The organism is Marinitenerispora sediminis, assembly GCF_003336425.1.
In the GTDB taxonomy this organism is placed as follows: domain Bacteria; phylum Actinomycetota; class Actinomycetes; order Streptosporangiales; family Streptosporangiaceae; genus Marinitenerispora; species Marinitenerispora sediminis.
On record NZ_QEIO01000026.1, the window covers coordinates 1 to 25,605 of the forward strand.

Consider the following 25,605-nt stretch of genomic DNA (forward strand, 5'->3'; position numbering starts at 1 on the left):
GGCGGGGGGAGACCTGGTCGGTCATCGCTGTCCTCTCCGTCGTCGTGCCGTGCGGCGGCCTCAGCCGCCGAGCCCGTTCGGCAGTGCCCGGCTGCCGCCCCGGAACTCGGCGACGACCCCGCCGCCCGGGCGGGTGACGGTGACGTCGTAGATGCCGCTGCGGCCGTAGCGCACCCGCTCGGCCGCCGCCGCGGTGAGCACGTCGCCGTGCCGGGCGGCGGCCACGAACGTGATGTCGGCCGTGGCGGCGACCGCGGTTACGCCGTGGCTGTTGCAGGCCGCGGCGAACGCCGTGTCGGCGAGCAGGAAGACGTACCCGCCGTGGCAGACGCCGTGGCCGTTGATCATGCGCCCGGTGACCCGCATCCGCGCCACGGCCCGGCCGGGGCCGATGTCGGACACCTCGATCCCCAGGGCGGAGGACGCCGCGTCGGCGGCCAGCATGGCGGCGACCGCCCGCTCCGCGGCGGCGCGCGCCTCCGCCGCGCCGGGCGTGTCCGGTGCGTCCGCGCGGCCGTCGTCGGTCACCGCCTCCACCGCCTTCCCGCGAGCGCCGGCACCGCCCGGCGTCCCTTGAAACTGAACGAACGGTCGGTTAGGAATACCTCTAGGAACCATCACCGCCCGGTGATCTGTCAAGAGGCGGCGCGGTCGCCGGAACCACGAGGATGTTGGGAGCGGATCCGTGAGCCAGGGCAGCACAAACCCGTCGGAGTTCTTCGCGCGGCACCGCGACACCCTGAAGGAGGCGGTGGCCGCCGTCCACGGCCGGTACCACTGGAGCCCGTACCCGGAGTCGCCGAGCCCCAAGGTGTACGGCCCGGAGGCGGGACCGGAGGGGCAGGCCGCCTTCGAGCGCTACCTGGGCGCCGACTTCCCGCTGGACCAGCCGGGCGGCGGCGACCGGGTGGTCACCGAACGCTCGCCCTACGGGATCGCCCTCGGCACCGGCTACCCGCACGCCGACGTCGACACCCTTCTCTCGGCCGCCACCGCCGCGCTGCCCCGGTGGCGCGACGCCGGTGCCGAGGTGCGCGCCGGCGTCTGCCTGGAGATCCTGCACCGGCTCAACCGGCGCAGTTTCGAGATCGCGCACGCCGTCCAGCACACCAGCGGGCAGGCGTTCGTGATGGCGTTCCAGGCCGGCGGGCCGCAGGCCCAGGACCGCGGCCTGGAGGCGGTGGCCTACGGCTACGACCTCATCGCGCGCTACGCCGGCGCGGTGCGGTGGGAGAAGCCGCAGCGCAAGGGCGACCCGCTGGTGCTGCAGAAGCGCTTCCACGCCGTGCCGCGCGGAGTGGCGCTGGTCATCGGGTGCAACACCTTCCCGACCTGGAACAGCTACCCCGGGCTCTTCGCGAGCCTGGTCACCGGCAACCCGGTGATCGTCAAACCGCACCCGCGCGCCGTGCTGCCCCTGGCCATCACGGTCGCGGTCGCCCGCGAGGTGCTCGCCGAGGCCGGATACGACCCGGACACCGTGCTGCTGGCCGCCGAGCAGCCCGACGAGCGGCTCGCCGCGACGCTCGCCGTGCGGCCCGAGGTCCGGATCATCGACTACACCGGGTCCACCGAGTTCGGCGACTGGCTGGAGCGCAACGCTCCGCAGGCGTTCGTCAACACGGAGAAGGCCGGGGTGAACCCCGTCGTCATCGACTCCACCGACGACTACGCGGGCATGCTGGGCAACCTCGCGTTCTCGCTGTCGCTCTACAGCGGGCAGATGTGCACCACCCCGCAGAACATCTTCGTGCCGCGCGCCGGGATCACCACCGACGAGGGGCACCGGAGCGTCGAGCAGGTGGGGGCCGACCTCGCGGCGGCCGTGGACCGGCTGCTCGGGGACACCGCCCGCGCCACCGGCGTCCTCGGGGCGATCGCCAACGACGCCGTCCTCGCCCGGCTGGAGGAGGCCGGCGGGCTCGGCGAGGTGCTGCTGGCCTCCCGGAGCGTCGCGCACCCCGACTTCGCCGGCGCCACCGTGCGCACGCCGGCCATCATCCGGGTGGGGGCCGACCGGCGGGACGTCTACGGCCGGGAGCACTTCGGGCCGATCGCGTTCCTGGTGCCGGCGGCCGACACCGGCGACGCGCTGCGGCTGCTGCGCGAGACGGTGTCCGAGCGCGGCGCGCTGACCGCGGCCGTCTACACCCGGGAGGCCGACGTCCTGACCGCGGCCGAACGCGCCGCGCTCGACGCCGGCGTGCACCTGTCCGCGAACCTGACCGGGCAGGTCTTCGTCAACCAGTCGGCCGCCTTCAGCGACTACCACGGCACCGGCGCCAATCCGGCCGCCACCGCCGCACTCACCGACCCGCGCTTCGTCGCCGGGCGGTTCACCTTCGTGCAGTCGCGCCGCCCGGCCTGACCGCCTGCCGGCCGGGAGCGGGCCCGCCGCGCGGGTCCGCCCCGGTCGCACCGGTGCGGGTACGAGCGCGCCCGGACTCCGAGCGTCGCCGCCATGGCGACACAGAGCCGCACCACCGCCGGGCGCGTGCTCGGAGCGACCGACGAGGTCAGCGACGCGCGGCCGCGTGGACTGATCGCCGGTACCTGTCCGGCCCCGGGCGCGCTTGCCCAAGCGGCGCCGGGCCGATCGTGCGGACGAGCGGTCCGGGTGGGCGGACCTCGTTCCCGGGCATGTCGGCGTACTCCGATTCCGGATCCGCCCTCGGCGGCTGGTCCGAGACCCTGGCGGGGGAGGCCGCACCGTCCGGCGTCCGCGTGGTGATCGCCGAGCCCAACCGGTTCCGCACCGGCGTCGACCGGGCCGAGATGCTGGAGTCCGCCGAGGCGTCCGCGGCCCACCGCGACCTGCCCGCCGCGGTCCGGGCCACCTTCCCGGCGCCTGCGGACGCCGGGAAGGCGGCCCGGTGCGGACCGCCGAGCTCATGGTGTCGCCCGCACACGGCGCCGAGGCGTCGCTGCGGCTGCCGCTCGGACGCGAGACGGCCGAGCGCGACCCGAGCGCGTACCGGCGCGGGCTGGACGCGCTCCGGGCACTGGGCCGCCACCGCCCGGAGCGCGGACGTCGGGGGCCTGCCGGCGTCTCGGCCAGCTGCCACGGCCACCGACGCCCTGATGACCAGGGCGCCCGGAACGCTCGGGGACGACGGCCCGCTGCCGGTCGCGGCGATCCACCGCCGGTGTTCCTCCGCCTCACCGGCCCGGCCGACGTCCCCGGGCCGCTGCTGATCACCGAGGTCGCCCACCTCCTCGACGCCTCGCGCCACGCGCCGCGCCACTACGAGCGGGCCGGGCTGACCGAGGGGACCGGGACAGCGGCGGCCAGTGCCTCTCCGACGCCCCGGCGGTGCGGCGCCTGGTGTTCCGCACCCGGACGCGGCTGTCCGTAAGGCCATGCGCGGTGTGCGGCACTACGCGGCCCTCGTCCACGCCGGGAGGCACACGGTGCCCGAGCGGCTCGACCGGCTGGTCGAGGACCGCGGCACCAAGCCGCCGCCGGAACCGTGCGCTGACCCTCTCCCGCGCGGCGACCGAGGACAGGATCGCCCGTACGGGGGGGCGACCGGGCCCGACGTCGCGGACCCCGGCACTGGCGGCGGCCGTACCGCGTCGCCGGAGGAGCGGTCGCGCTCCCCGTCGCCCTCCGGGTGAGGAGCTGGCGCCGCGACGGCCTGGGTGGCCGGGCGGGCCCGCCGCGTCCCTCACACCCGCGGTCCGCCAGGCTGGACGGCCAGGGCGATGTCGTCGGCGAGCCGGGGCAGGTCCGCCAGGTCCAGGGCGGAGACCGTCACCCGGATGCCCGGCGGGGCCGCCGTCCGGAACCGGGCGCCGGGGGTCACCGCCCAGCCGCGGGCGAGCAGCCGGCCGACCGCGGTCGCCTCGTCGGGGACCGCCACCCACACGTTCACCCCCGAGCGCCCGGTCGCGGTGACCCCGTGCCGGGCGAGCAGCGCGACCAGCGCGTCGCGGCGCTCGCGGTACCGGTGGGCGGCCCGCCCGGGGTCGACCGCCCCGGACCGCCACAGCTCGACGAACGCCTCCTGGAGCACGTGGCTCACCCAGCCGGGGCCGAGCCGCTGCTGGGCGCGCACCCGGTCCACGGTCGCGGGGTCGCCGGCGAGCAGCGCCAGCCGCAGGTCCGGACCGTACCCCTTGGCCACCGAGCGCACCACCGCCCAGCGCCCGGTGGCACCGGCGAGCCGGCGGAAGGGGAGGTCGACGAACCCGAACCCGTGGTCGTCCTCCACCGTGAGCACGTCCGGGTGCGCGGCGAGCAGCACGCGCAGGCGCTCGGCGCGGTCGAAGGTGAGCGCCGCGCCGGTGGGGTTCTGCGCCCGGCTGGTGACCAGCACGGCCCGCGCTCCCGAGCGCAGCGCCGCATCGACGTCCTCGGGCAGCGGACCGTCGCCGTCGACGCGCATGGGAATCCGCCGCAGCCCGAGAGCCGCGGCGAGGTCGAGGCCGCTGGTCCAGCCGGGATCCTCCACGGCGATGCCGTCGCCGGTGCGCAGGGCGCCGCGCAGCACGCGGTCGATCCCGTCCAGCGCCCCGGAGGTGACGGTGAGCGCGTCCGCCGGCACTCCGTCCGCCGTGAACGACTCGCGGGCCACCGCCAGCAGGTCGGGGCTGACGGCGGGGTCGCCGTAGAGCGGATGCCGCCCAGCCCGCCGCGCCGCGACGGCGGCGAGCGCGGCACCCAGGTCCGGGAGCAGCCGGGGGTCGGGGTTGCCGCTGGCGGCGTCCCGCGCCCCTGGCGGCACCGCCTCGGGCTCGATGTCGCGCGGCAGCGCGACGGGCTGCGCGCGCACCCGCGTCCCGCGCCGGCCCCCCGTCTCCACCAGGCCGCGCTCACGCAGCACCCGGTAGGCCGACGCCACCGTGTTGGGACTGACCCCCAGCCGGCCCGCGAGTTCCCGGATCGGCGGCAGCGCGGCCCCGGCCCCGAGGCCCCCGCCGGTGATCGCCCGTTCCACGCTGTCGGCGATCTCCTGCGCTCCGCGCCCGGTGATGACCATGCCCCCATTGTGCCCGCGCCGCGGCCGGGACCGCGGATCCGGCGGCCCCGCCGCCACCGGCTACAGGTCCCGCTCCCAGGTCTCGCCGACCAGGTCCACGCCGAAGCTGCGGTGCGGCTTGGCGCGGACCCGGGTGAAGCCGGCACGGCCGTAGATCCGGCGTGCGGAGGTCAGGACGTCGTTGGTCCACAGCGTCATCCGCCGGTAGCCGGCGGCCCGGGCGAAGGAGAGGCACTCCGCCACGAGCCGGCTGCCGATGCCGTTCCCCCGGGCGGAGGGCTCCACCAGCAGCAGGCGCAGCTTGGCGGTGGTGTCGTCTCCCCGGACGCAGAGGACGCAGCCGGCGGGCTCGCCGTCGAGTTCGGCGATCCACCCGGTCTCGCGGTGCGGGTCGTGGGAGCGGCCGTAGTCGGCGACGATCTCGGCGACCAGGGCCTCGTAGGTCTGGTCGAAGCCGTACTCCGCGGCGTAGAGCGCGGCATTGCGCTGCACCATCCAGCCCAGGTCGCCGGGGCGCAGCGGGCGCAGCAGCACGGTGCCCGGGCGCGCGGCCGGGCCGGTCGCGGCGGTGAGCAGCCGGCGCGCGGTGGCGAGCGCGGTGACGAGCCGCTGCCGGTCGGCGGGGTGCAGGGGGGCGAGTTCGGCGCGGACCTGCTCGGAGGCGCGGCCGTCCAGCATCGCCGCCGTCTCGGTTCCGGCCGCCGTCAGCTCCAGCACCTGCCGCCGGCCGTCGGCGGGGGAGGGGTGCCGGGTGAGCAGGCCGCCGTCGACCAACCGGGCGACGACCCGGCTGAGCTGGCCGGCGTCGATGTCGAGCTCCCGGCGCAGGTCGGCGAGCTCCGTGCGGCCGGAGCGGGCCAGTTCGTACATGACGCGCGCCTCGGTGAGCGACCACCGGGTGTCGAGCAGCCCGGCGCGCAGCACGCCGAGGCGGTTGGTGAAGAACCGGCTGAACGCGCGGATCTCGGCGACGTCCTCGGGGGAAACCGGCGTTTCGGCGGGGGAGAGGGCATCCATGATGGAGTCAACAATCTTCTTGACTGAGTCAACTACCGCGCACTCTACTCCCGGAATGCCGGCGTGGCACCCGCGACGGCCGTCCCGGCACCGGTCCGCCACAATGGGGCGGACCGGTGGACGTCCGCCGCCGGGGTGTTCTCGGGCGAGGCGAAGGAGGAGCCATGGACACCGGACTCGCGGGGCGCACGGCGATCGTGCCGGGATCGAGCGCCGGACTGGGGCTGGCGGTCGCCCGGGCGCTGGCCGCCGAGGGCGCCAACGTCGTCATGACGGCACGGCGCGGCGACCTGCTGCGGCGGTGGGCGGACGAGCTCCCCTCGGCCCTAGCCGTTCCGGCCGACATCGCCGATCCCCAGACGCCGGCCCGGCTGGTGGCCGCGGCGCAGGAGCGGTTCGGCGCCGTGGACGTGTGCGTGCTCAACGGCGGCGGTCCCCGGCCCCAGGCCGCGGCGGAGGCCACCGACGCCGACCTGCTGGCGGCCATCGAGACCCAGCTGCTCGCGCAGCAGCGCCTGGTCGCCGCCGTGCTGCCCGGCATGCGCGAGCGGGGCTGGGGCCGCGTCGTCGCCGTCGGCTCGACGTTCGTGCGCCAGCCGGCCCCCGACATGGTCGGCTCCAACACCGCACGCGCCGCGCTGGCCAGCTACCTCAAGACCCTCGCGGCCGAGGTCGCCGCCGACGGCGTCACCGTCAACATGGTGCTGCCCGGCCGGATCGACACCGACCGGGTCGCCGCCCTGGACCGCGCCGCGGCGGAGCGGTCCGGCCGCACCCCCGAGGAGGTGCGGGCCGCCGCGATCGCCCAGATCCCGGCCGGCCGGCTGGGCACGCCCGAGGAGTTCGCCGCGGTGGTCACGTTCCTCGCCAGCGCGGGTGCCTCCTACGTGACCGGCACCCGGATCAGCTGCGACGGCGGCCTGCTGCGCGCGCTCTGACGCCGTCGCACTCCGGCGGCCACGGGCCGGGGAACGCGGTCCGGGAACCGGGGTGCCAGGGGGAGGGCTGCCGGTCAGCCCCCCGCCAGTGCGGCGAGGAGGCGGGCGGCCGCCTCCGTCGCCGTCAGGGCACCGGCGCTGCCCCCCGACCTGGACCGAAGCGAAGCGAGCCCGCGCGGCTGCTCCGGGCGGTCCCGCGTGCGGCGGGAGACGCCCGCGCCGCCCGCCGCGAAGACCCGCGACCGGCGGACCGCCCGCTTCAGCGCCCCGCTCCCGCGACGGCGGCCTGCCGGGAGGGCGGCCGGCCGCCCTCCCGGGCGTGCCCGCCTGGGCCGGGAGGGATGCGCTCGTCCTCGGGCCCGTGCCGGGAGCTCCGCGGCCCGCGGTCAGCGGCGGGACCCGCCGACCGCGGATCTCCGCACGCGGCGGTTCGGCTGGGCTGTGATGCCCGCCGGGGCGGCCGCGCCCGGTTCCCCGGCACGAACGGGGTCCCCGCCCGCAAGGCCCGCCATGGTGGGCAGGCCCGCGAGCCCCCCGCACGGGCGGCCCGGCCATGGGGGCGGCTCGCACGGGCCGCCGGGCCCGCCGCGGGCTCCGTCTCCCGGCGGCCCGGCGCGGCATGCGGCGCAGCACCCGGTGCCGGTCTGCCAGGGCGGCGGACCCGCCGGACCCGGCACGGAGACCGGGCGGGACGGATGGTCCCAGGTGCGCCGTCCGCTCCGGCGACCGCGCACCGCAGCCGGTCCCCCGCGGGCAGTGGCGGCCGGCAGCGTCCCGCCCGTGGTCCGGCGCGCGGTCACCGGATCCCCCGGACGCGCGCCGGTGGCTGCGGGCATCCGGTGCGGGAACGCTCGCCCGCCGCCCCGACCCGCGTCGGGTTCCTCCTGGTGGGCCACCGCCCGGAGGCGTATCGCACATCGGGGATCCCGCCTTCCGCCGACCGGGGGGATAGGTTAGCCTCTACTAAGTTTCAGAGTGACGGTGTCGGCGTCGGAGGTTCCTGGTGTTCCACTCGCTGCGGCGCGCCCTCCCCTTGTGCCGGGCGGGCGGGCGGTGACCCCGGGGGGCTCCTCCGCGGCCCAGGTCATCGACGGCCCGACCCGCGATGCCGCGGCCGCGCTGGAGCGGCGCACCGCGGCGCACGCGCGGGTGCACGCGGCGCGGGCCGCCGGGCTGCTGGTCGCGCTGGGCGTGCTGGGGCTGTGCGTGCTGCTCAGCATCGCGGTCGGAGCCAAGGCCATCCCGCTGTCCACGGTGTGGCAGGCCCTGTGGAACTACGACGGCTCCTACGACCACAGCGTCATCTTCGAACTGCGGCTGCCGCGCACCCTCCTCGGCGTGGCGGTCGGCGCCGCGCTCGGGCTGTCCGGCGCGCTCATGCAGGCGCTCACCCGCAACCCGCTGGCCGACCCCGGCATCCTCGGGATCAACGCCGGCGCCGCCGCCGCGGTGGTGCTGGCCGTCTACGTCTTCGGGCTGACCGACCTCAACGCCTACGTGTGGTTCGCGTTCGCGGGGGCAGCACTGACCACCGTGGTGGTCTACGTGCTCGGGTCGGCGGGACGCGGCGGCGCCACCCCGGTCCGGCTCGCGCTCGCCGGAACGGCCATCGGCGCGGTGCTGATCGGCCTGGTGCACGGCGTCATCATCCTCAACGAGTTCGTGTTCGACCAGATCCGGTTCTGGCAGATCGGCTCGCTGGTCGGCCGCGACCTGGGCGTCTTCACCGCGGTGCTGCCGTTCCTGCTCGCCGGCACGCTCCTCGCGCTGCTGCTGGGATCGCAGCTGAACGCGGTCGCCCTCGGCGAGGACCTGGCCGCCGCCCTCGGCGCGCGCGTCAACCGCACCCGTGCGGTGACCGCCCTGGCCATCGTGCTGCTGTGCGGCGGCGCGACGGCCGCCGCCGGTCCCATCGCCTTCGTCGGGCTCACCGTGCCGCACGTCGCGCGCGCCCTCATCGGCCCCGACCAGCGGTGGGTGCTGCCGTACTCGGCGGTGCTCGCGGCCATCCTGCTGGTCGGCGCCGACACCCTCGGCCGGATCGTGCTGCCCACCGGCGAACTGGAGGTGGGCATCATCACCGCGCTGGTCGGCGCGCCCGTGTTCATCGCCCTGGTCCGGCGCAAGAAGGTGGCGAAGCTGTGACGGCGCTACTTCCCGGCCCTTCCGGCTCTTCCGGCCCGTCCGGCTCCGCGCCGGAGCGAGGTGACGGCCGCACCCCGGCCGGCCGCGTGGTGCGGCTCGGCGACCGCGTCTCCTTCCGGCTGCGCCCGCGGCTGGCGGCGGTGTACGCGTCGCTGGTCGCCGCCGCGCTCGTGGTGCTCGCGGTCACCCTGATGGTCGGCGACTACCAGATCCCGCTGCCCGAGGTGCTGCTCGCGCTGACCGGCCGGGGCGAGCGGCTCGACGTCTTCTTCGTCCAGGGCGTGCGCCTGCCCCGGGCGCTGACCGCGCTGCTCGTCGGCGCCGGGCTCGGTGTGGCAGGGGCGGTCTTCCAGAGCCTGTCGCGCAACCCGCTCGGCAGCCCGGACATCATCGGGTTCACCCACGGTGCGGCCACCGGGGCGGTGCTCACCATCCTGGTGCTGGGCGGGGGCATGGTGGCCACCGCGCTCGGCGCGGTCGCCGGCGGCGTCGCCACGGCGCTGCTCGTCTACCTCCTGGCCATGAAGCGGGGCGTGCAGGGCTACCGGCTCATCCTGGTCGGCATCGGTCTGAGCGCCATGCTGCTCGCGGTACGCGACTACCTGATCAGCCGTGCCGAGCTGACCGACGCCATGGCCGCGCAGGTGTGGATGATCGGCAGCCTCAACGCCCGGACCTGGGGGCACGTCATCGCGGTCGCCGTCGGGACCGCCGTCCTCGTCCCGCTGATCATCGCCTACGGCCGCCGCCTGCGGCTGATGGAGATGGGGCACGACACCGCCCGGGCGCTCGGGGTCTCCCCGCAGTCCACCCAGGCGATGGCGCTCCTGGCGGCGAGCGCGCTCACCGGCGTCGCCATCGCGGTCTCCGGCCCGATCTCGTTCATCGCGCTCGCCGCCCCGCAGCTCGCCCGGCGGCTGGCCCGCGCCGAGGGGGCCACGATCGCGGGCGCCGGCCTCATGGGCGCGTTCCTGATGCTCACCGCCGACCTGGTGGCGCAGCGCGCGATGGCCCCCGTCCAGCTCCCGGTCGGCGTCGTCAGCGCCGTCATCGGCGGCAGCTACCTGGTCTGGCTGCTGTACCGCGAATGGCGCACCGGCCGTGCCTGACCGGCGCCCCCGGCAGGAAGAACCTCCAGGAGAGAAGCGAGAGAACATGTCCGAACCGGCCCGGTTGTGGGGAGAGAACCTGACGCTGGCCTACGACCAGCGGGTCATCTCCCGTGACCTCGGGATCACGATCCCGGACAACTCCTTCACCGTGATCGTGGGCCCCAACGCCTGCGGGAAGTCCACCCTGCTGCGCGCGCTGTCCCGCATGCTCAAGCCCAGTTCCGGCGCGGTCCACCTCGACGGCCGGCTGATCGGCTCCTACCCGTCCAAGGAGGTCGCCCGGCGGCTCGGCCTGCTGCCGCAGAGCTCCGTGGCGCCGGACGGCATCACCGTCGCCGACCTGGTCGCGCGCGGGCGCTACCCGCACCAGAAGCTGCTGAAGCAGTGGTCGCGGGCCGACGAGCAGATCATCACCGAGGCCATGGACGCCACGCGGGTCACCGACCTCGCCGCCCGGATGGTGGACGAACTCTCCGGCGGGCAGCGGCAGCGCGTGTGGCTGGCCATGGTGCTGGCCCAGCGGACCCCGCTGCTGCTGCTGGACGAACCGACGACCTACCTCGACATCGCCCACCAGATGGACGTGCTCGACCTGTGCGCCGAACTGCACCACGAGCGCGGCTACACGCTGGTCGCGGTGCTGCACGACCTCAACCAGGCGTGCCGGTACGCCACCCACATCATCACGATGAAGGACGGGCGGATCGTGGCCGAGGGGGACCCGGCCGAGGTCATCACCGCCGAGCTCGTCGAGGAGGTGTTCGGCCTGCCCTGCCGGGTCATCCCCGACCCCGAGACGGGCACCCCGCTGATCGTCGCCACCGACCGCCGCGGGACCATCGCGCGGCGCGCCGCCGGCCGCTCCGGCGCGGGCGCCGGCGAGTCCCCGCAGGCCGGCGCCGACGACGCCTCCGGAGTCCCGCAGCGCGCCTGAGCGCCGGGGCCGGCCCCGGCTACCGCTCCGCGGCCGGCGTGATCCGCGGCGGGTCGAACACCCGCACCGGCGGCGGGGTGCCCTCGAAGCGCTCCACCTCGACCAGCGCCAGCTGGCCGGTGCTGCCGTGGCTGAGCGCCGACGTGCCCGCGTCCGGGGTGAGCACGTTCGGATTGCCGTGCACGCAGGACAGCCCCGGGGCGCCCGACGGGTCGAACCACGCGCCGGTGGCCAGCTGCACCACCCCCGGGCGCAGATCCGTGCTGGTCCGGACGCCCGCGAGGCAGCTCCCGCGGTCGTTGGCCACCCGCACCACGTCGCCGTCCGCGAGGCCGCGCGCCGCCGCGTCCGCGGGGTGCATCCGGATCGGCGCCCGGTCCGCGATCTTCTCCGACCGGCTGTGTTCGCCCATGTCCTGCTGGCTGTGCAGCCGCCCGGTCGGCTGGTTGGCGACGAGCAGCAGCGGCCAGGTCCGCGACCGCGGCGATCCGAGGCGCTCCTCGGGGTCCAGCCAGGTCGGCCGGCCCGGGCAGTCCGGGTAGCCGAAACCGGCGATGGTGGCCGAGTACAGCTCGATCCGGCCGCTCGGCGTGCCCAGCGGGCAGCCGTCGGGGTCCGCGCGGAAGTCACCGAACAGCGCGCTGTCCTCGACCCGCCCCGGGATCGGGATGCTCCCGGCCGCCCAGAACTCCTCGAACGGCGGCGGCACCTCCGTGCCCGCCGCGCGCAGCCGCCCGCGCCACTCCTCGTACAGGTGCACCAGCCACTCCGCTGACGTGCGCCCCTCGGTGAACTCCGCGCCGACGCCCATCCGCGCGGCCAGCTCCGAGAACACGTCGTACTCGTCGCGCGCCTCGCCGTGCGGCGCGACCACCCGCGGCATGGCGCGCAGCCGCAGGTCCCCCTGGCCGGCGGTGAAGTCGTCCCGCTCCAGAGCGGTCGTCGAGGGCAGCACGATGTCGGCGTGCCGGGCGGTCGCCGTCCAGTGCGTCTCGTGGACCACCACCGTCTCGGGGCGGCCGAACGCCCGGCTCAGCCGGTTGAGGTCCTGGTGGTGGTGGAACGGGTTGCCGCCCGACCAGTACACCAGCCGGATGTCGGGGTAGCGGAGCCGGCGGCCGTCGAAGTCGAACGGCGCTCCCGGGTTCAGCAGCATGTCGGTCACCCGCGCGACCGGGATGACCGAGTCCACCGGGTTGCGGCCCTGCGGGAAGGTCGGCAGCCCCTCCGGCGTGGCGCCGCCGCCGTAGGAACCCATCGAGCCGTAGCCCGTGGCGAAGCCGCCGCCGGGCAGCCCGATCTGGCCGAGGCAGGCGGCGAGTGCGAGCCCCGCCCACAGCGGCTGCTCACCGTAGCGGGCGCGCTGCACCGACCAGCCCACGTTGACGAGGGTGCGGCCGGCCGCCATCCGCCGGGCGAGGTCGCGGAGCCCGTCGGCCGGCAGCCCGCTCAGCTCGGCGGCCCACTCGGGGCTCTTGGGGACCCCGTCCACGTCGCCCATGACGTAGTCGCGCAGTTCGTCCGCGCCCACGGTGTAGCGCGCGAGGAAGCCAGTGTCGGCCAGACCGTCCGCGAACAGCGTGTGGATCAGGGCGAGCAGCACCGCGGTGTCGGTACCGGGCGAGATCGGCAGCCACTCGGCCGCCACGTCGGCCGGCGTGTCGTCGCGCAGCGGGCTGACGGACACCATGCGCACGCCCCGCCCGGCGGCGGCACGCAGGTCGGGTTCGGCCGTGTGCGCCGCGCGGCCGCCGGAGGCGGTCCACATGTTGGAGACGCGCAGGCCGCCGAAGCTGACGAGCAGGTCGGTGTGCTCGGCGATGGCGCGCCACGTCGGCGGGCGCCGCAGCAGCTCGTAACCGCCGCGCGGCCCCACCACGTGCGGGAACAGCACCTCGACCGCCGCGTGGCTGTAGGTGGCGCGGGAGCGCGTGTAGCCGCCGATGGTGTTGAGGAACCGGTGCAGCTGCCCCTGCGAGTGGTGCAGCCGCCCGGCGCTCGCCCACCCGTAGGAGCCGCCGTAGACGGCGGTGCCGCCGTGTTCGCGACGCACCCGGTCGAGTTCGGCGGCGAGCAGGTCCAGCGCGGTCTCCCAGTCCACGGCCACGTACTCGTCGTCCGGGTGGCCGCGCCGGTCGTCGGGACCGGGACCGCTCTCCAGCCAGCGCCGCCGGACGGCCGGCCGGGCCACCCGGGTCGCGTGGTGCTGCGCCACCGGCGTGTTGCGGATCACCGGAGAGGGCGCCGGGTCGGCGGGGTCGGGCCGGACGCCCACCACGGTGCCGTCGCGGACCAGGACCTGGTAGCTGCCCCAGTGCGCGTGGGTCGGATGGACGGTGACGGGGGCACGGCCCTCTCCGTCTGCCATGGTGCTCCTCCCGGACGTGACGCGGCCGACCGCCAGCCTACGCGGGCGCCCCTCCGCACCCCGAGCCGCGGCTTTGCCAGACTGGACGAATCACGTTGGGCGCAGCGGTGGGAGGAACGGTCGATGGGTGCGGTGGCGTCGCGGTCGCGCAGGTCGGTGCTCGCGGTCCCGGGGTCCAACCCCCGGTTCCTGGAGAAGGCCCGCGGCCTGCCGGTCGACGCGTTCTTCCTCGACCTGGAGGACGCGGTCGCGCCGCTGGAGAAGGAGAAGGCGCGCGACACCGTGGTCGCCGCGCTGAACGAGGGCGGCTGGGACGGCAAGGTCCGCGCGGTGCGGGTGAACGACCTCGGCACGCGGTGGACCTACCGCGACGTCATCGCCGTGGTGGAGGGCGCCGGCGCCGAACTGGACTGCCTGGTGCTGCCGAAGGTCACCGACCCCGCGCACGTGCGCTGGCTGGACCTCCTGCTCACCCAGATCGAGAAGGCGGTCGGCCTGGAGGCCGGCCGCATCGGCATCGAGGCGCAGATCGAGGACGCCCGCGGCCTGGTCCGCGTCGACGAGATCGCCGCCGCCTCGCCCCGCCTGGAGAGCCTGGTGTACGGGCCGGCCGACTTCATGGCGTCGATCAACATGAAGACCCTCGTCGTGGGCGAGCAGCCGCCGGGCTACGACGTCGGCGACGCCTACCACCACGTCCTCATGCGGATCCTCATGGCCGCGCGCGCCAACGACCTCCAGGCGATCGACGGCCCCTACCTCCAGGTGCGCGACGTCTCCGCCTTCACCCGGTCCGCCCGGCGCACCGCCGCGCTCGGCTACGACGGCAAGTGGGTGCTGCACCCGGGCCAGGTCGACGCGGCCAACGAGGTGTTCTCGCCGACCCAGGACGACTACGACCACGCCGAGCTCATCCTGGACGCCTACCAGCACGCCACCACGGTCCAGCGGCGCGGGGCGGTCATGCTCGGCGACGAGATGCTCGACGAGGCGTCCCGCAAGATGGCCCTGGTCGTCGCCGCCAAGGGGCGCGCCGCCGGGCTGCGCCGCACGCGGACCTTCACCCCGGACGCCGGCTGACCGGCCCGGCCCCCGCGCGCCGGGTCACCTCGCGCGCCGCGGCCGGGACCGGTCGATGAGCAGGCTGAGCCCGATCGCCAGCAGCCAGCCGTCCTTGGCGAGGGCGATGCCCTGCTGGGACGGCCGGATCCCGTCCCGCTCCCGGGCGTCGGGGTCGGTGAAGTAGAGCCCGAGCAGCCCCGCGGCGAATCCGGTCAGCCCGGCACCCGCGATGGCACTGGGGACCGCGGGCACCAGGAGCGCGGACCCGAGGGTGATCTCGGCGGCGCTGAGCAGCTTCGTGAACTTCCGCGGATCGACCTCCTTGAGGAACGGGTAGGCGCGCGCCGCCTCGGCGTGCAGGTACCCGGCGGTGGCATCGTCGGCCCGGCGCTTGCCGAGACCGGAGTTGAGGATGAACGCGCCGGTGATCAGGCGCAGCGGCAGGTGGTGCGGGCGCATGGCCATGTTCCTGACTCTCCCCGTGGTCGACGTCGTGCGGTGGCCCCGTACGGAGCGACCGCGGGCACCGACACCCGTCGGCGCCCGCATGCCTGGGTCTACCCCGTGGGTCCCGGCTCACCGTCCAGGTGGAGCGATACGCGGGTCGAACGTCCGGATCACCGGCATCGCTATGAATTGCTGGTCGTCCGGGCGGGTTCGCGGCCCGGCAGGAGGAGAATCCATACTTCGCCAAGGTCTGATGTGCTTCGTGCTGTTGGTCGAGTTTGGCGCTGGAACTTGATTTGTGAGTGCTGCCGTATTATCGAGGCGCTTTCCAGTTGAGTGCGGCATTGATTGAGGCGGCGCCTCGGGTGTGTTTCGTGCTACTTTGCTGGAATGCGGGTGGGAATTTATGTCGACGCCTACAATCTGTACTATGGGGGGCGCGGCCTCTGTGGGCGCGGTGTAGCTGGTTGGCGTTGGCTTGACATTCGGTCCTTGGTGGAACGCCTTGTGGTGACGCGTGCTGAGTGGGGTGGCGCCGCGGTGGCCAGGATCGTCTACTGCACAGCCCGCATCGGCGCTCGGGGCAATCCTTCCGGACATCGAGACCAAGATATTTATCTGAAGGCTCTACTGGCGGCGAAAAGCGTTGATCATATCGAGTACGGCCAGTACGTCGAGCGCGTCAAACGTGCTCCACTCGCCGTGGCCGACAAGAAGGGGCGTCCGCAGACCGCCAGGCCCACCTGGCCGGTGATGGTGCAGGAGGGTGGTATCCCGCGTCCGGATTCTGTCTTTCTGGTCTCCTTCGCCCATCGGGAAGAGAAAGGCTCGGACGTCAACGTCGCCTCGCATCTGCTCCTCGATGTCCTGGAGCGGGAAGTGGACGCCGCCGTGGTGCTGTCGAACGACAGCGACCTGAAACTCCCGCTTTCCATCGCGCGGCAACGTGTGCCGGTCGGCCTCGTCAACCCCACCAGGGCTGTCCTGGCCGGCGCTCTGAGGGGCGCTGCTGGCGAAGGAGTCGGCAGGCACTGGTGGAGGCAACTGACCGTCGAGGACTTCGTCAACCACCAGCTGCCCGAGACCGTGGGCCGCTATGTGCGGCCACAGGGATGGTGAGGACTCCGCACATGACATCGTCGTCCCGAAGTTGACGTGGGTGCGTAGCGCTACTTAGTATCGATGCCATCACTCACCTGGTCCCTTGTGGGCCAGGTTTTTTTGCTGCCTGCCGCGGGACGCCAGTGGTAGGCCGCCCGCGAGCACTGGTCAGGCCCGCGCACTGACAGGGCATGTCACTCTTACCGATCGCTAACCCGCATGCGCCACGATGGCAGCCATGAACGCACCCAGCCGAGTCCTGCTCGCCGACGACGACCGCGCCATCCGCGAGTCCCTCGAACGTGCCCTGCAGCTGGAGGGCTACGAGGTGCGGACCGCGGCCGACGGCGTGCAGGCGCTGGCGTCGGTGCACCGGGAGCCGGTGGACCTGCTGGTGCTGGACGTGATGATGCCGGGGGTGGACGGGCTCGGCGTGTGCCGGGTGCTGCGGGCCGAGGGGGACCGCACTCCGATCCTCATGCTGACCGCGCGGGTGGAGACCCCGGACCGGGTGGCCGGACTGGACGCCGGGGCCGACGACTACCTGGCCAAGCCGTTCGAGCTCGACGAGCTGCTCGCCCGGCTGCGCGCGCTGCTGCGCCGCGCCGCGCCCGTCGTGGAGGGCGAGGGCGGCGAGCCGCCTATCAGGGTCGGCGACCTGCGGATCGAGCCGGGCGCCCGCCGCGTGTGGCGGGGCGGACGCGAGGTCGACCTGTCCAAGACCGAGTTCGACCTGCTGGAGCTGCTGGCCCGCAACGCCGGCATCGTGCTGGACCACGCCACCATCTACGACCGCATCTGGGGCTACGACTTCGGTCCGGAGTCCAAGAACCTCGCGGTCTACATCAGCTACCTGCGCCGCAAGCTGGAACCGGCCGGCTCGGCCCCGCTGATCCAGACGGTGCGCGGCGTCGGGTACACCATCCGACCGCAGTGAGGGGACCGGCGCTGGACATGTACGGTTCGACCGGCACTCCCGGTACACCCGGCACTCCCGGCACTCCCGGCCCTCCCGGCGACGGCCGGCCGGCCCAGGCCGCGCCGCGCCTGGCGCGCCGGTTCGAGGACATGTCGCTGGGCACCCGGTTCGCGGTGTCGTTCGCGCTGGTGGCCGCCGCGGTCATCATCCTGGTCGGCTCGCTGGCCTACAACGCCGCGGCCCTGCTCATCCGCACCGACGCCCAGCAGGAGTTCGACTCCACCGTCGCCGGGCTCGCCAGCGACCTGCGCTCCTCCGCGCTCGGCGACGGCGGCATCGGCCAGCTCGGCCTGCTGCACTCCGAGACCTTCACGTTCCAGCTGCTGTCGCCCACCGGCAACGTCTCCGTCCCGGTCAACGACCGCAACCAGATCGAGGTCCTGCCCGTCACCCCCTCGGACCGCGCCGTCGCCGCCGAGACCGCGGCGGGGGTGGTGCGCACCCGTGAGGACCACGCCAACGGCGAGACGTACCGGATCGCCACGATCTCCTACGGCAACGGCCGCGGCGCCGTGCAGATCGGCCAGCGGCTGTCGCCGATGGAGCGCATGCTCGACTCGATGGCCTGGCAGATGGTCGCCGTGGGCGCGGTCGTCCTGCTGTGCGCCGGCGGCGCCGGGTGGCTGATCGCCCGGCGGGTCACCGGCCGCCTGGTGCGGCTGACCGAGGCGGCGGAGTACGTGGGCTCCACCGGGCGCATCGACGTCGCCGCGCCGGACGCGGGTTCCGGCTCGCGCGACGAGGTGGGCCGGCTGGGCCGGGCGTTCGACGCCATGCTGTCCCGCCTCGCCGCGTCCAAGGAGGACCAGCGCCGCCTGGTGCAGAACGCCTCCCACGAACTGCGCACGCCGCTGACCAGCCTGCGCACCAACGTCAGCGTCATGAAGCGGTTCGACCGGCTCTCACCGGACGCCCAGCGCCGGCTGATCGACGACCTCCAGGGCGAGACCCGCGAGCTCACCGACCTCGTCAACGAGCTCGTGGAGCTGGCCACCGAGACCCGGGAGGACGAGGCCCCGCAGGAGGTCTCGCTGCGCGAGCTGGCCCGCAGTGTCGCCGCGCGGACCGGGCGGCGGACCGGCCGCGAGATCATCGTGGACGCCGACGACAGCGTGGTGTTCGGCCGGCCGCACGCGCTGGAGCGCGCGCTGTCCAACCCCGTGGAGAACGCCGCGAAGTTCGACACCGAGCGCGCCGGCCCCATCGAGATCGTGATCCGGGCGGGCCGGGTCGAGGTCCGCGACCGCGGGCCGGGCATCGACCCGAACGAGCTCGGGCACATCTTCGAGCGGTTCTACCGCGCCACGTCGGCCCGCAGCATGCCCGGTTCCGGGCTCGGCCTGTCGATGGTGCACGACATCGCCACCGCGCACGGCGGCCGGGTCTTCGCCGGCAACCGCCCGGGCGGCGGCGCCGTGATCGGCTTCGAACTGCCGCTCGCGCACCCCGGGGGCGCCCACCGGTGAGAACGGGCCCGCGCGGGGCCGGCGGTCACCGGCCGGAGTCCTCCGCCAGCTCGTCGCGCAGCTCGTCGATCGCCAGCAGGTCCCTGCGCACCCGGCCGGTGCGGTAGGCCGCCCGGCCGGCGATGTGCGCCGCCACCGGCACGGTGAGCAGCTGGAACAGCGCCACCAGCACCAGGATGCCCACCCGCGGATCGGGCGCCATCCGCAGCCCGATCCCGACCAGGATCAGCAGCAGCCCGAGGATCTGCGGCTTCGCGGCGGTGTGCATGCGCGACAGCAGGTCGGGGAAGCGCACCAGCCCCACCCCGGCCGCGAACGACAGCAGCGCGCCGCCGAGCAGGCAGCCCAGCGCGATCCAGTCAAGTACGGCGGTCACCGCTCGCTCCCCCTCTCGGTCCCGCTCCCGGGCCCCTGCTCCCCGCCCGGCGGCTCCGGGTCGGTGCGCCGGGCGACGAACCGGGCCACGCTCACCGAGCCCACGAACCCCAGCAGCGACACCACCAGCAGCACGGGCAGCAGCGTCGGATCACGGTGGAAGGCCGCGAACGTGCCGATCCCGGCGATCGTGGCGGCGAGCACGACGTCCACCGACAGCGCCCGGTCCAGGATGGACGGGCCCATCACCAGCCGGGCCATGCTGAGCAGCGCCGCCGCTCCCAGCAGCACCTCGATCGCGATCCACACGGCCGTCACCGGGCACCCCGCTCTCCGCCGGCCGCCTCCAGGAGCCGGATGTCCTCTCGGGTGCCGAACGCGCGGACCACCCGCTCCTCCAGCCGCAGTACGTCCGCCCGGGCGGCGTCCGCCGCGGCGGCGTTGGCCGCCCCCAGCACGTGGACGAACAGTGTCCGCGTGGCGTAGCGGACCTCGACGAGCACGCTGCCCGGCACCACCGACAGCGCCACGGCGGTCCCGGTCAGCATCAGATCGGACCGGGTGCGCAGCGGGACCCGGATCACCGAGCTGTGCGGTACCCGGCCGAACGCGAACGTGTACCGCAGCACCCGGGCGCTCGCCAGCACGATGTCCACCGCCGTCCGCGCCAGCAGCCGCACGCACGCCCACGGGCGCAGCCGCAGAGTGGAGTCCACCGCCGGCATCGGGAAGGCCAGCAGCACGGCCAGGCCGACCAGCACGCCCGAGAGCAGCACGCCCGCCGACACCTCGTCGTAGAGCATGGCCCAGACCACGACCAGCACGCCGAGGGTCGGCAGGTGGACCGCCCGGCGGCCGACCCGCAGCCGCGCCGGCGGGCGGGGGCGGTCACTCGGCGCCGTCATGACGTTCCTCCCGGGAAGACCGCGGTGATGTAGGGGGCGCGTGCGAGCAGTTCGGCCGCGGCGCGGTCGCAGTATCCGATCAGCGGCCCGGCGAACAGCGTGAAGGCGAGCCCCAGGAGCACCAGTCCCGCCGTCGCGCCCACCATGGCCGCGGGCAGGGAGGTCGACGTCACGATCCTGCGCCCGCCGAGCGTCGACGCCCGGGCCACGGTCCGCGCGGCCGGCGTGCGCACCCGCGACGACGGGCCCACGGCCTCGCCCGGGCCGAACGCCGAGGTCGGCGACTCGTCCTCCTCGGTCTCCTCCAGCACGGTCCCGGGCGCGATCACCGCCCCCGCCGCCGGCGCCCGCCAGAAGGCGTGGTTCCAGACCCGGGCGATCGCGTACAGCGTCAGCAGGCTGGTCAGCACCGATCCGGCGACGAGCGTGTAGGCCAGCGGGGTGCCGGCCTGCACGCCGGCCTGCATCAGGCCGAGCTTGCCGAGGAACCCGGACAGCGGCGGGATGCCGGCCAGGTTCATCGCGGGCACGAAGAACAGGATCGCCACCAGCGGCGAGAGCCGCGCCAGCCCGCCCAGGTCGGTCATGGAGGTGCTGCCGCCGCGCCGCTCGATCAGACCGGTGACCAGGAACAGCCCGGTCTGCACGGTGATGTGGTGCGCGACGTAGTAGACGGCCCCGGCCAGTCCGTGCGCGCTGCCCAGCGCGATCCCGAACACCATGTAGCCGATGTGGCTGACGAGCGTGAACGACAGCAGCCGCTTGATGTCGGTCTGCGCGACCGCGCCGAGGATGCCCACCACCATCGTGGCCAGCGCCGCCCACATCAGCAGGTCGTCCACCCGGCCGTCCGGGAACAGCAGGGTCTGGGTGCGGATCATGGCGTACACGCCGACCTTGGTCAGCAGGCCGGCGAAGACCGCGGTGACCGGTGCCGGGGCGGTGGGGTAGGAGTCCGGCAGCCACGCCGAGAGCGGGAACACCGCGGCCTTGATCGCGAACGCGGCGAGCAGCATCACCTGGAGCACCAGCCCCAGCTCCGCGGGGACCTCGGGCAGCCGGACCGCCAGCTGCGCCAGGTTCACCGTGCCCGCCGCCGCGTAGGTGAGGCCGACCGCGATCAGGAAGAGCAGCGACGACAGCAGGGACACCACCACGTAGGTGGCGCCCGCGCGGATGCGCGCGTGGGTCCCGCCGATGGTCAGCAGCACGTAGCTCGCGGTCAGCAGGATCTCGAACCCCACGTAGAGGTTGAAGAGGTCGCCGGCGAGGAAGGCGTTCGACACGCCCGCCACCAGGATCAGGTACGTGGGGTGGAACACCGCGAGCGGGGCCACCTCGTCCTCGTCCGCCAGGCCCTGGCCGATCGAGTAGACGAGGACGCCCAGCGTGATCGCCGCGGAGACCGTGACCATGAGCGCCGACAGCCGGTCGGCCACCAGCGCGATGCCGATCGGTGCGCCCCACTCGCCGACGTGCACGACCTGCGGCCCGTGGGCGTCCACCCCGAAGAGCAGCACCAGGCCGATGGCGAGCACCGCCGTGAGCGCCGCGACGCTCATCGCGCGCTGCAGCCGGGCGAGCCGGGTGCCGATCGCGAGTTTGAGGCCGGCGGTGAACAGCGGCAGGACGACCGGCAGCGGAACCAGGTAGTGCAGGATGTCGGCCATCTAGTCGCTCCCCTGGAGGTCGCTGTCCTCGGCGCGGGCCAGCCGCTCGCGCTCGGCCCGGATCGCGGTGTGCAGCCGCCGCTTCTGCGCGCGGACCCGCCGCCGGAGTTCGCGGCGCATCTCCCGCTCGGTCTCCCGGTCGATCCGGCGGTGCTCGCGCAGGCCCTCCCGGCAGGACTCGACCTCCCGGCGCAGGTCCGCCACGCTGTCCTGGCGGGCCTGGCGCGCGTCGCGGATCCGCTGCGCCACCTCCGCGTCGTCGGCGCCCGCACCGCCCCGACCGCCCGCGCGCAGCGAGGCGCGCAGCTCCCGGTCGGCGGCCAGCATCCGGGAGCGCAGCGCGGCCCGTTCGGCGGCCTCCCTGCGGTCCTGCGCGGCCATCCGGTCGCGTAGGTCCGCGCGCTGCGTCCGGATCTCGGCCCGGAGTTCGCGCCGCTGCCGCCGGATCTGCCGGCGCAGCTCCCGCCGACCGCCGCCGAAGGCGATGCGGCGGTCCTCGGCGTCGTCCTGGACGTCGTCGTTGCCCTGGAGCTGCCAGCTGCGGTACGCCATGGCGAGCAGGAACGCGGTGACGCCCAGCGTGATGACGATCGCGGTGAGGATCATCGCCTGCGGCAGCGGGTCGGCCATCTCCGACTCGGGGGTGAGCCCGAGCAGCGGCGGCCCGCCCGCGGTGCCGCCCGTGGACAGGATCATCAGGTTGATCCCGTTGCCCATCAGGATCACGCCGAGCAGCACCCGGGTGAGGCTGCGCTCCAGCAGCAGCATCACGCCCACCGCCACCAGCACACCGGTGACGGCCACCAGGAGAAGGGTCGGGGTGTCGTTCACGGGGTGACCTCCTCGGCCTGCCGCTCGGTCGGGCTCTCCTTCTCCAGCTGCTCGTCGACCCGCGCGCCCAGGCTGCGCAGGATGTCGAGCACGAGCCCGATCACGAGCAGGTACACGCCGAAGTCGAACACCAGTGCCGACGTCAGGTGCAGGTCCCCGACCAGCGGGATGTGCAGGTCGAACGCGCCGCCGGCCAGGATCTCGGTGCCGAACACCGCACCGGCCAGCGCGGTCCCGGTCGCGATCACCAGGCCCATGCCGATCAGCGCGCCCGGCTGCGCCCGGACGGCCGCGTACAGCTCGTAGCGGCCGCCGGCGAGGTAGCGCACCATCAGGCCGAGCCCGGCCACGATCCCCCCGGCGAAGCCGCCGCCCACGTCGGTGTGCCCGACGAACAGCAGGTAGACCGAGAGCAGCATGACCACCGGGAACAGCGCGCGGGCGATCACCTCGAACACGATGGAGCGCCGTTCCCGGGCCAGCGCCTGCGCGCCGGGCAGCCAGAGCGGGTTCCAGCGCGGCTCGACCCGCAGCTGCCGCGGAGCGGTGGTGAGCACGGTCGGCTGCCACGGGGCTCCCGCGCTGCCTGCGGTTCCGTCGGCCACCGGGGCCGCGGCCAGCGGCACGGCGCGCTCGCCCGGCCGGCCGCGCACCGGCTGGGTGCGCCGGCGCAGGAACATGAGGCTGGCGACCCCCGCGGCGGCGACCGCGAGCACGGAGATCTCGCCCATCGTGTCCCAGGCGCGCAGGTCCACGAGGATCACGCTGATGATGTTCGTGCCGCCGGCCTCCCGCGCGGCGTCGGGGAACCCGGTCGAGATCGACTCGGCGCGCCGCCCGGCCAGGGCGAAGTAGGCCATCGCGGCGACGAGCAGCCCCGTCGCCGCTCCGATCAGCAGGTTGCCGAGCCGGCGGCCGCGCAGCGCCGGCGTGCTGAAGCGGGGCGGCAGCCGGCGCAGCACCAGCACGAACACCACCAGGCTGACCGTCTCGACGAGGAACTGGGTGAGTGCCAGGTCCGGGGCGCCCTGCAGGGCGAACAGCGTCGCCGTTCCGTAGCCGGTCAGCCCCACCAAGACCACCGCGAACAGCCGGCGGCGCACCCGGAGCACCCCGAGGGCGGCGACGACTGTGATGATGGCCGGGACGAGCTGCACGGGGGAGTCCCACAGCCGGACCGGCGGCGCCTCCATGGTCCACAGCCGGCCCTGGATGATGGGGATCCCGCTCAGCACCACCACCGTGACCAGCGTCGTGCCGAGGTAGATCGGCAGCGAGCCCCGCTGGGTGAAGCCGGTGACCTGCAGCGCGAACGAGTCGACCGCCGCGAGCGTGCGGCGGTACACGCGGTCGGCGTCCACGAGCTCCAGCCGGTGGCCGAGCCAGGCCACGCGTTCGCGGAGGCCGAACAGCACCAGGCCGCCCGCGACGCACAGCGCCGAGAGGGCCAGCGGCAGTCCGACACCGTGCCACAGCGCCAGGTGCTGTGCCTCGGCCCCGCCGGTCCAGCGCACCGTGTCCGCGTACCCGGCCACCACGGGGTCCACGGCACCGGCGAGCGGGCCGCCGGCCAGGCTCAGCGCCGCCAGCACCACGGCCGGCGCCACGAACAGCGGCCCGGGGGCGTGCACCGGCGTGGGCGCGACGTCCGGCTTGCCGGCGAAGGCGCCCCACAGGAACCGCAGACTGTAGCCGACCGTGCACACCGACCCCAGCACCACCGCGGCCAGGACCACCGGACCGGCGGGCCCGGTGTGGGTGAGCGCCTCGAACGCCGCCTCCTTCGCCACGAACCCGGCGGTGGGCGGCAGCCCGGCCATCGAGGCGAGCGCCACCACGGCGGTCCAGAAGGTCACGGGCATCGCCCGCCGCAGACCGGACAGCTCCCGCAGGTCGCGCGTCCCCGTGCTGTGGTCGATGATGCCGACCACGAGGAACAGCGGCGCCTTGAACAGCGCGTGCGCGCACAGCATGGCGAGGCCGGCCAGCGCGGCGTCGCGGGTCCCCGCTCCGAGCAGGACGGTGAGGAAGCCGAGCTGGCTGACGGTGCCGTAGGCCAGCAGCAGCTTCAGGTCGTACTCGCGCAGCGCCCGCCACCCGGCGAGGACCATGGTGACGGCACCGAACGCCAGCGCCGTCACCTGCCAGACCGGCAGGTCGCCGAACGCGGGGGTGAGCCGGGCGACCAGGTAGACGCCCGCCTTGACCATCGCGGCGGCGTGCAGGTAGCCGCTCACGGGGGTGGGCGCCTGCATGGCGGCGGGCAGCCAGAGGCTGAACGGCAGCAGCGCGGACTTGGACAGCGCCCCGACCAGGACCAGCGCCAGGGCGACCGTCACCACGGTCCCGCGCGGCGGGTCGGCGAGGATGTCGGAGACCAGGTAGCTGCCGGCCGCCTCGCCGAGCATGATCACGCCCACCAGCATGGCCAGACCGCCCAGCGTGGTGACCACCAGCGCGGTCATGGCCGCCCGGCGGCTCTCCCGCAGTTCGGCGCGGTGGCCGATCAGCAGGTAGGAGAAGACCGTGGTCAGCTCCCAGTAGACGAAGAGCTGGATGAGGTCGTCGGCTAGGACGAGGCCGAGCATCGCCCCGGCGAACGCGGTCAGTACGCCGGCGAACCGGCCGAGCCCCGGCTCGTCGTCGGAGAAGTAGCGTGCGCAGTAGACGAGGACCAGGGTGCCGATCCCGGCCGCGATCAGCGTCATGACCAGGCCGAGCGCGTCCATCCGGAACGCCAGGGTGAGGGAGAACTCCGGCGCCCACGGGATCCGCGTGGTCACCGGGTGGCCGGCCACGACGCCGGGCGCGTGCAGCAGCGCCCACACCGCGGCCGCTCCGGGCACGGCGGCCAGCATGAGGAAGGCGGTGCGTCCCCACCGGCGGACGAGGAGCGGGGCCAGCAGGGCGGCGGCGAAGTGCGCGGTCAGCAGCGCGAGCACGTGCGGCCTCCCTCCTACCGGTGTCCGGCGGCCCGCGCGGGGCGCGGTCGGGCGGGTCCGCGGCGGCCGCCGTCCGGCGGGGGCCACGCGGTGGCGGGGACACCGGCGGCCGGAGTCGGCGCCGCCTCCCCGAGCACGGTCGACAGGGGACCCACCCATCACTCCCTTCTCGGCCCGCCCACCGGCCGCGTTCCGCGTGGCGCGGTCCGCCAGAGCCGACCCTAGGCGCGTCGGGCGCGGTGCCCGGGCCGGGCGTCCTGGCACGGGGCCGGTGGTTTACCTCAAATTTATGTGCGGTAGCTATTAGATGTACATGCTACTTAATCGAAGA

General features: G+C 74.7%; 21 protein-coding genes. 10 read left to right on the forward strand and 11 right to left on the reverse strand.

Annotation, left to right across the window (positions count from 1 at the left end; genetic code table 11):
- Positions 1-60: 60 nt before the first annotated feature.
- The gene (gene paaI / locus DEF28_RS07365) at positions 61-444 is read right to left on the reverse strand and encodes a hydroxyphenylacetyl-CoA thioesterase PaaI (RefSeq protein WP_114396809.1); all 384 of its coding nucleotides are present in this window, start codon (positions 442-444) and stop codon (positions 61-63) included.
- A gap of 241 nt (positions 445-685) precedes the next feature.
- Here paaI and paaN point away from each other — a divergent pair, with 241 nt between their 5' ends.
- Positions 686-2,368 carry a phenylacetic acid degradation protein PaaN gene (paaN, locus tag DEF28_RS07370; RefSeq protein WP_114396803.1) on the forward strand — a complete coding sequence of 561 codons (1,683 nt, stop codon included), beginning with the start codon at positions 686-688 and terminating at the stop codon, positions 2,366-2,368.
- Positions 2,369-2,421: 53 nt separating this feature from the next.
- Positions 2,422-3,195 carry an SDR family NAD(P)-dependent oxidoreductase gene (locus tag DEF28_RS29050; RefSeq protein ID WP_369122474.1) on the forward strand — a complete coding sequence of 258 codons (774 nt, stop codon included), beginning with the start codon at positions 2,422-2,424 and terminating at the stop codon, positions 3,193-3,195.
- A 473-nt stretch (positions 3,196-3,668) separates the two neighbouring features.
- Here the strand turns inward: DEF28_RS29050 and DEF28_RS07385 are convergent, their stop codons facing one another.
- Positions 3,669-4,982, reverse strand: coding sequence for an aminotransferase class I/II-fold pyridoxal phosphate-dependent enzyme (locus tag DEF28_RS07385; protein ID WP_114396802.1), 1,314 nt, complete (start codon positions 4,980-4,982; stop codon positions 3,669-3,671).
- Between the two features lie 60 nt (positions 4,983-5,042).
- Positions 5,043-5,999 carry a bifunctional helix-turn-helix transcriptional regulator/GNAT family N-acetyltransferase gene (locus tag DEF28_RS07390; RefSeq protein ID WP_114396801.1) on the reverse strand — a complete coding sequence of 319 codons (957 nt, stop codon included), beginning with the start codon at positions 5,997-5,999 and terminating at the stop codon, positions 5,043-5,045.
- A gap of 164 nt (positions 6,000-6,163) precedes the next feature.
- On the opposite strand from DEF28_RS07390, the gene DEF28_RS07395 reads away from it, so the two are divergent.
- The 4 genes from DEF28_RS07395 (at position 6,164) to DEF28_RS07410 (ending at position 11,128) form a co-directional block, all read left to right on the forward strand.
- Positions 6,164-6,937, forward strand: coding sequence for an SDR family oxidoreductase (locus tag DEF28_RS07395; protein WP_114396800.1), 774 nt, complete (start codon positions 6,164-6,166; stop codon positions 6,935-6,937).
- 1,119 nt (positions 6,938-8,056) lie between these two features.
- A complete protein-coding gene (locus DEF28_RS07400) occupies positions 8,057-9,082 on the forward strand; it encodes a FecCD family ABC transporter permease (RefSeq protein WP_114396808.1) in 1,026 nt (341 codons plus the stop codon).
- A gap of 86 nt (positions 9,083-9,168) precedes the next feature.
- On the forward strand, positions 9,169-10,191 hold the full coding sequence (locus DEF28_RS07405; RefSeq protein WP_233515149.1) for a FecCD family ABC transporter permease: 1,023 nt from the start codon (positions 9,169-9,171) through the stop codon (positions 10,189-10,191).
- Positions 10,192-10,237: 46 nt separating this feature from the next.
- Entirely contained in the window at positions 10,238-11,128 is an 891-nt protein-coding gene (locus DEF28_RS07410) for an ABC transporter ATP-binding protein (RefSeq protein WP_233515145.1), read from the forward strand.
- A 19-nt stretch (positions 11,129-11,147) separates the two neighbouring features.
- On the opposite strand, the gene DEF28_RS07415 is transcribed toward DEF28_RS07410, so the two are convergent.
- Complete coding sequence (locus DEF28_RS07415; RefSeq protein ID WP_114396797.1) at positions 11,148-13,496, reverse strand: molybdopterin-dependent oxidoreductase; 2,349 nt, start codon at positions 13,494-13,496, stop codon at positions 11,148-11,150.
- A gap of 123 nt (positions 13,497-13,619) precedes the next feature.
- Between DEF28_RS07415 and DEF28_RS07420 the strand changes: the two genes are divergently transcribed.
- Positions 13,620-14,576, forward strand: a complete 957-nt coding sequence (locus tag DEF28_RS07420; protein ID WP_114396796.1) for an HpcH/HpaI aldolase/citrate lyase family protein — start codon at positions 13,620-13,622, stop codon at positions 14,574-14,576.
- Positions 14,577-14,600: 24 nt separating this feature from the next.
- Here DEF28_RS07420 and DEF28_RS07425 read toward each other — a convergent pair whose 3' ends face one another.
- Entirely contained in the window at positions 14,601-15,023 is a 423-nt protein-coding gene (locus tag DEF28_RS07425; protein WP_114396795.1) for a hypothetical protein, read from the reverse strand.
- 474 nt (positions 15,024-15,497) lie between these two features.
- Between DEF28_RS07425 and DEF28_RS07430 the strand changes: the two genes are divergently transcribed.
- From DEF28_RS07430 to DEF28_RS07440, 3 genes are all read left to right on the forward strand, one after another.
- Positions 15,498-16,124, forward strand: coding sequence for a PIN domain-containing protein (locus DEF28_RS07430; RefSeq protein ID WP_325048990.1), 627 nt, complete (start codon positions 15,498-15,500; stop codon positions 16,122-16,124).
- A gap of 220 nt (positions 16,125-16,344) precedes the next feature.
- Positions 16,345-17,043 (forward strand): response regulator transcription factor, encoded by a 699-nt coding sequence (locus DEF28_RS07435; protein WP_114396793.1) that lies wholly within the window; start codon positions 16,345-16,347, stop codon positions 17,041-17,043.
- A gap of 131 nt (positions 17,044-17,174) precedes the next feature.
- Positions 17,175-18,551: a HAMP domain-containing sensor histidine kinase gene (locus tag DEF28_RS07440; protein WP_114396807.1), complete on the forward strand. Its 1,377-nt coding sequence runs from the start codon at positions 17,175-17,177 to the stop codon at positions 18,549-18,551.
- A 25-nt stretch (positions 18,552-18,576) separates the two neighbouring features.
- Here the strand turns inward: DEF28_RS07440 and mnhG are convergent, their stop codons facing one another.
- Genes mnhG through DEF28_RS07470 form a run of 6 tightly spaced genes read right to left on the reverse strand, consistent with a single transcriptional unit; the run spans position 18,577 to position 25,265 of the window.
- The gene (gene mnhG / locus DEF28_RS07445) at positions 18,577-18,927 is read right to left on the reverse strand and encodes a monovalent cation/H(+) antiporter subunit G (RefSeq protein WP_114396792.1); all 351 of its coding nucleotides are present in this window, start codon (positions 18,925-18,927) and stop codon (positions 18,577-18,579) included.
- Positions 18,924-19,244, reverse strand: a complete 321-nt coding sequence (locus DEF28_RS07450) for a monovalent cation/H+ antiporter complex subunit F (RefSeq protein ID WP_181874230.1) — start codon at positions 19,242-19,244, stop codon at positions 18,924-18,926. The genes mnhG and DEF28_RS07450 overlap by 4 nt, the downstream gene beginning before the upstream one ends.
- Entirely contained in the window at positions 19,241-19,831 is a 591-nt protein-coding gene (locus DEF28_RS07455; protein ID WP_114396791.1) for a Na+/H+ antiporter subunit E, read from the reverse strand. The genes DEF28_RS07450 and DEF28_RS07455 overlap by 4 nt, the downstream gene beginning before the upstream one ends.
- The gene (locus DEF28_RS07460) at positions 19,828-21,501 is read right to left on the reverse strand and encodes a Na+/H+ antiporter subunit D (protein ID WP_114396790.1); all 1,674 of its coding nucleotides are present in this window, start codon (positions 21,499-21,501) and stop codon (positions 19,828-19,830) included. Before DEF28_RS07460 ends, DEF28_RS07455 begins: the two co-directional genes overlap by 4 nt.
- A complete protein-coding gene (locus tag DEF28_RS07465; RefSeq protein WP_114396789.1) occupies positions 21,502-22,332 on the reverse strand; it encodes a Na(+)/H(+) antiporter subunit C in 831 nt (276 codons plus the stop codon). It abuts the gene before it with no gap.
- Positions 22,329-25,265 (reverse strand): Na+/H+ antiporter subunit A, encoded by a 2,937-nt coding sequence (locus tag DEF28_RS07470; protein ID WP_114396805.1) that lies wholly within the window; start codon positions 25,263-25,265, stop codon positions 22,329-22,331. Before DEF28_RS07470 ends, DEF28_RS07465 begins: the two co-directional genes overlap by 4 nt.
- Positions 25,266-25,605 lie beyond the last annotated feature (340 nt).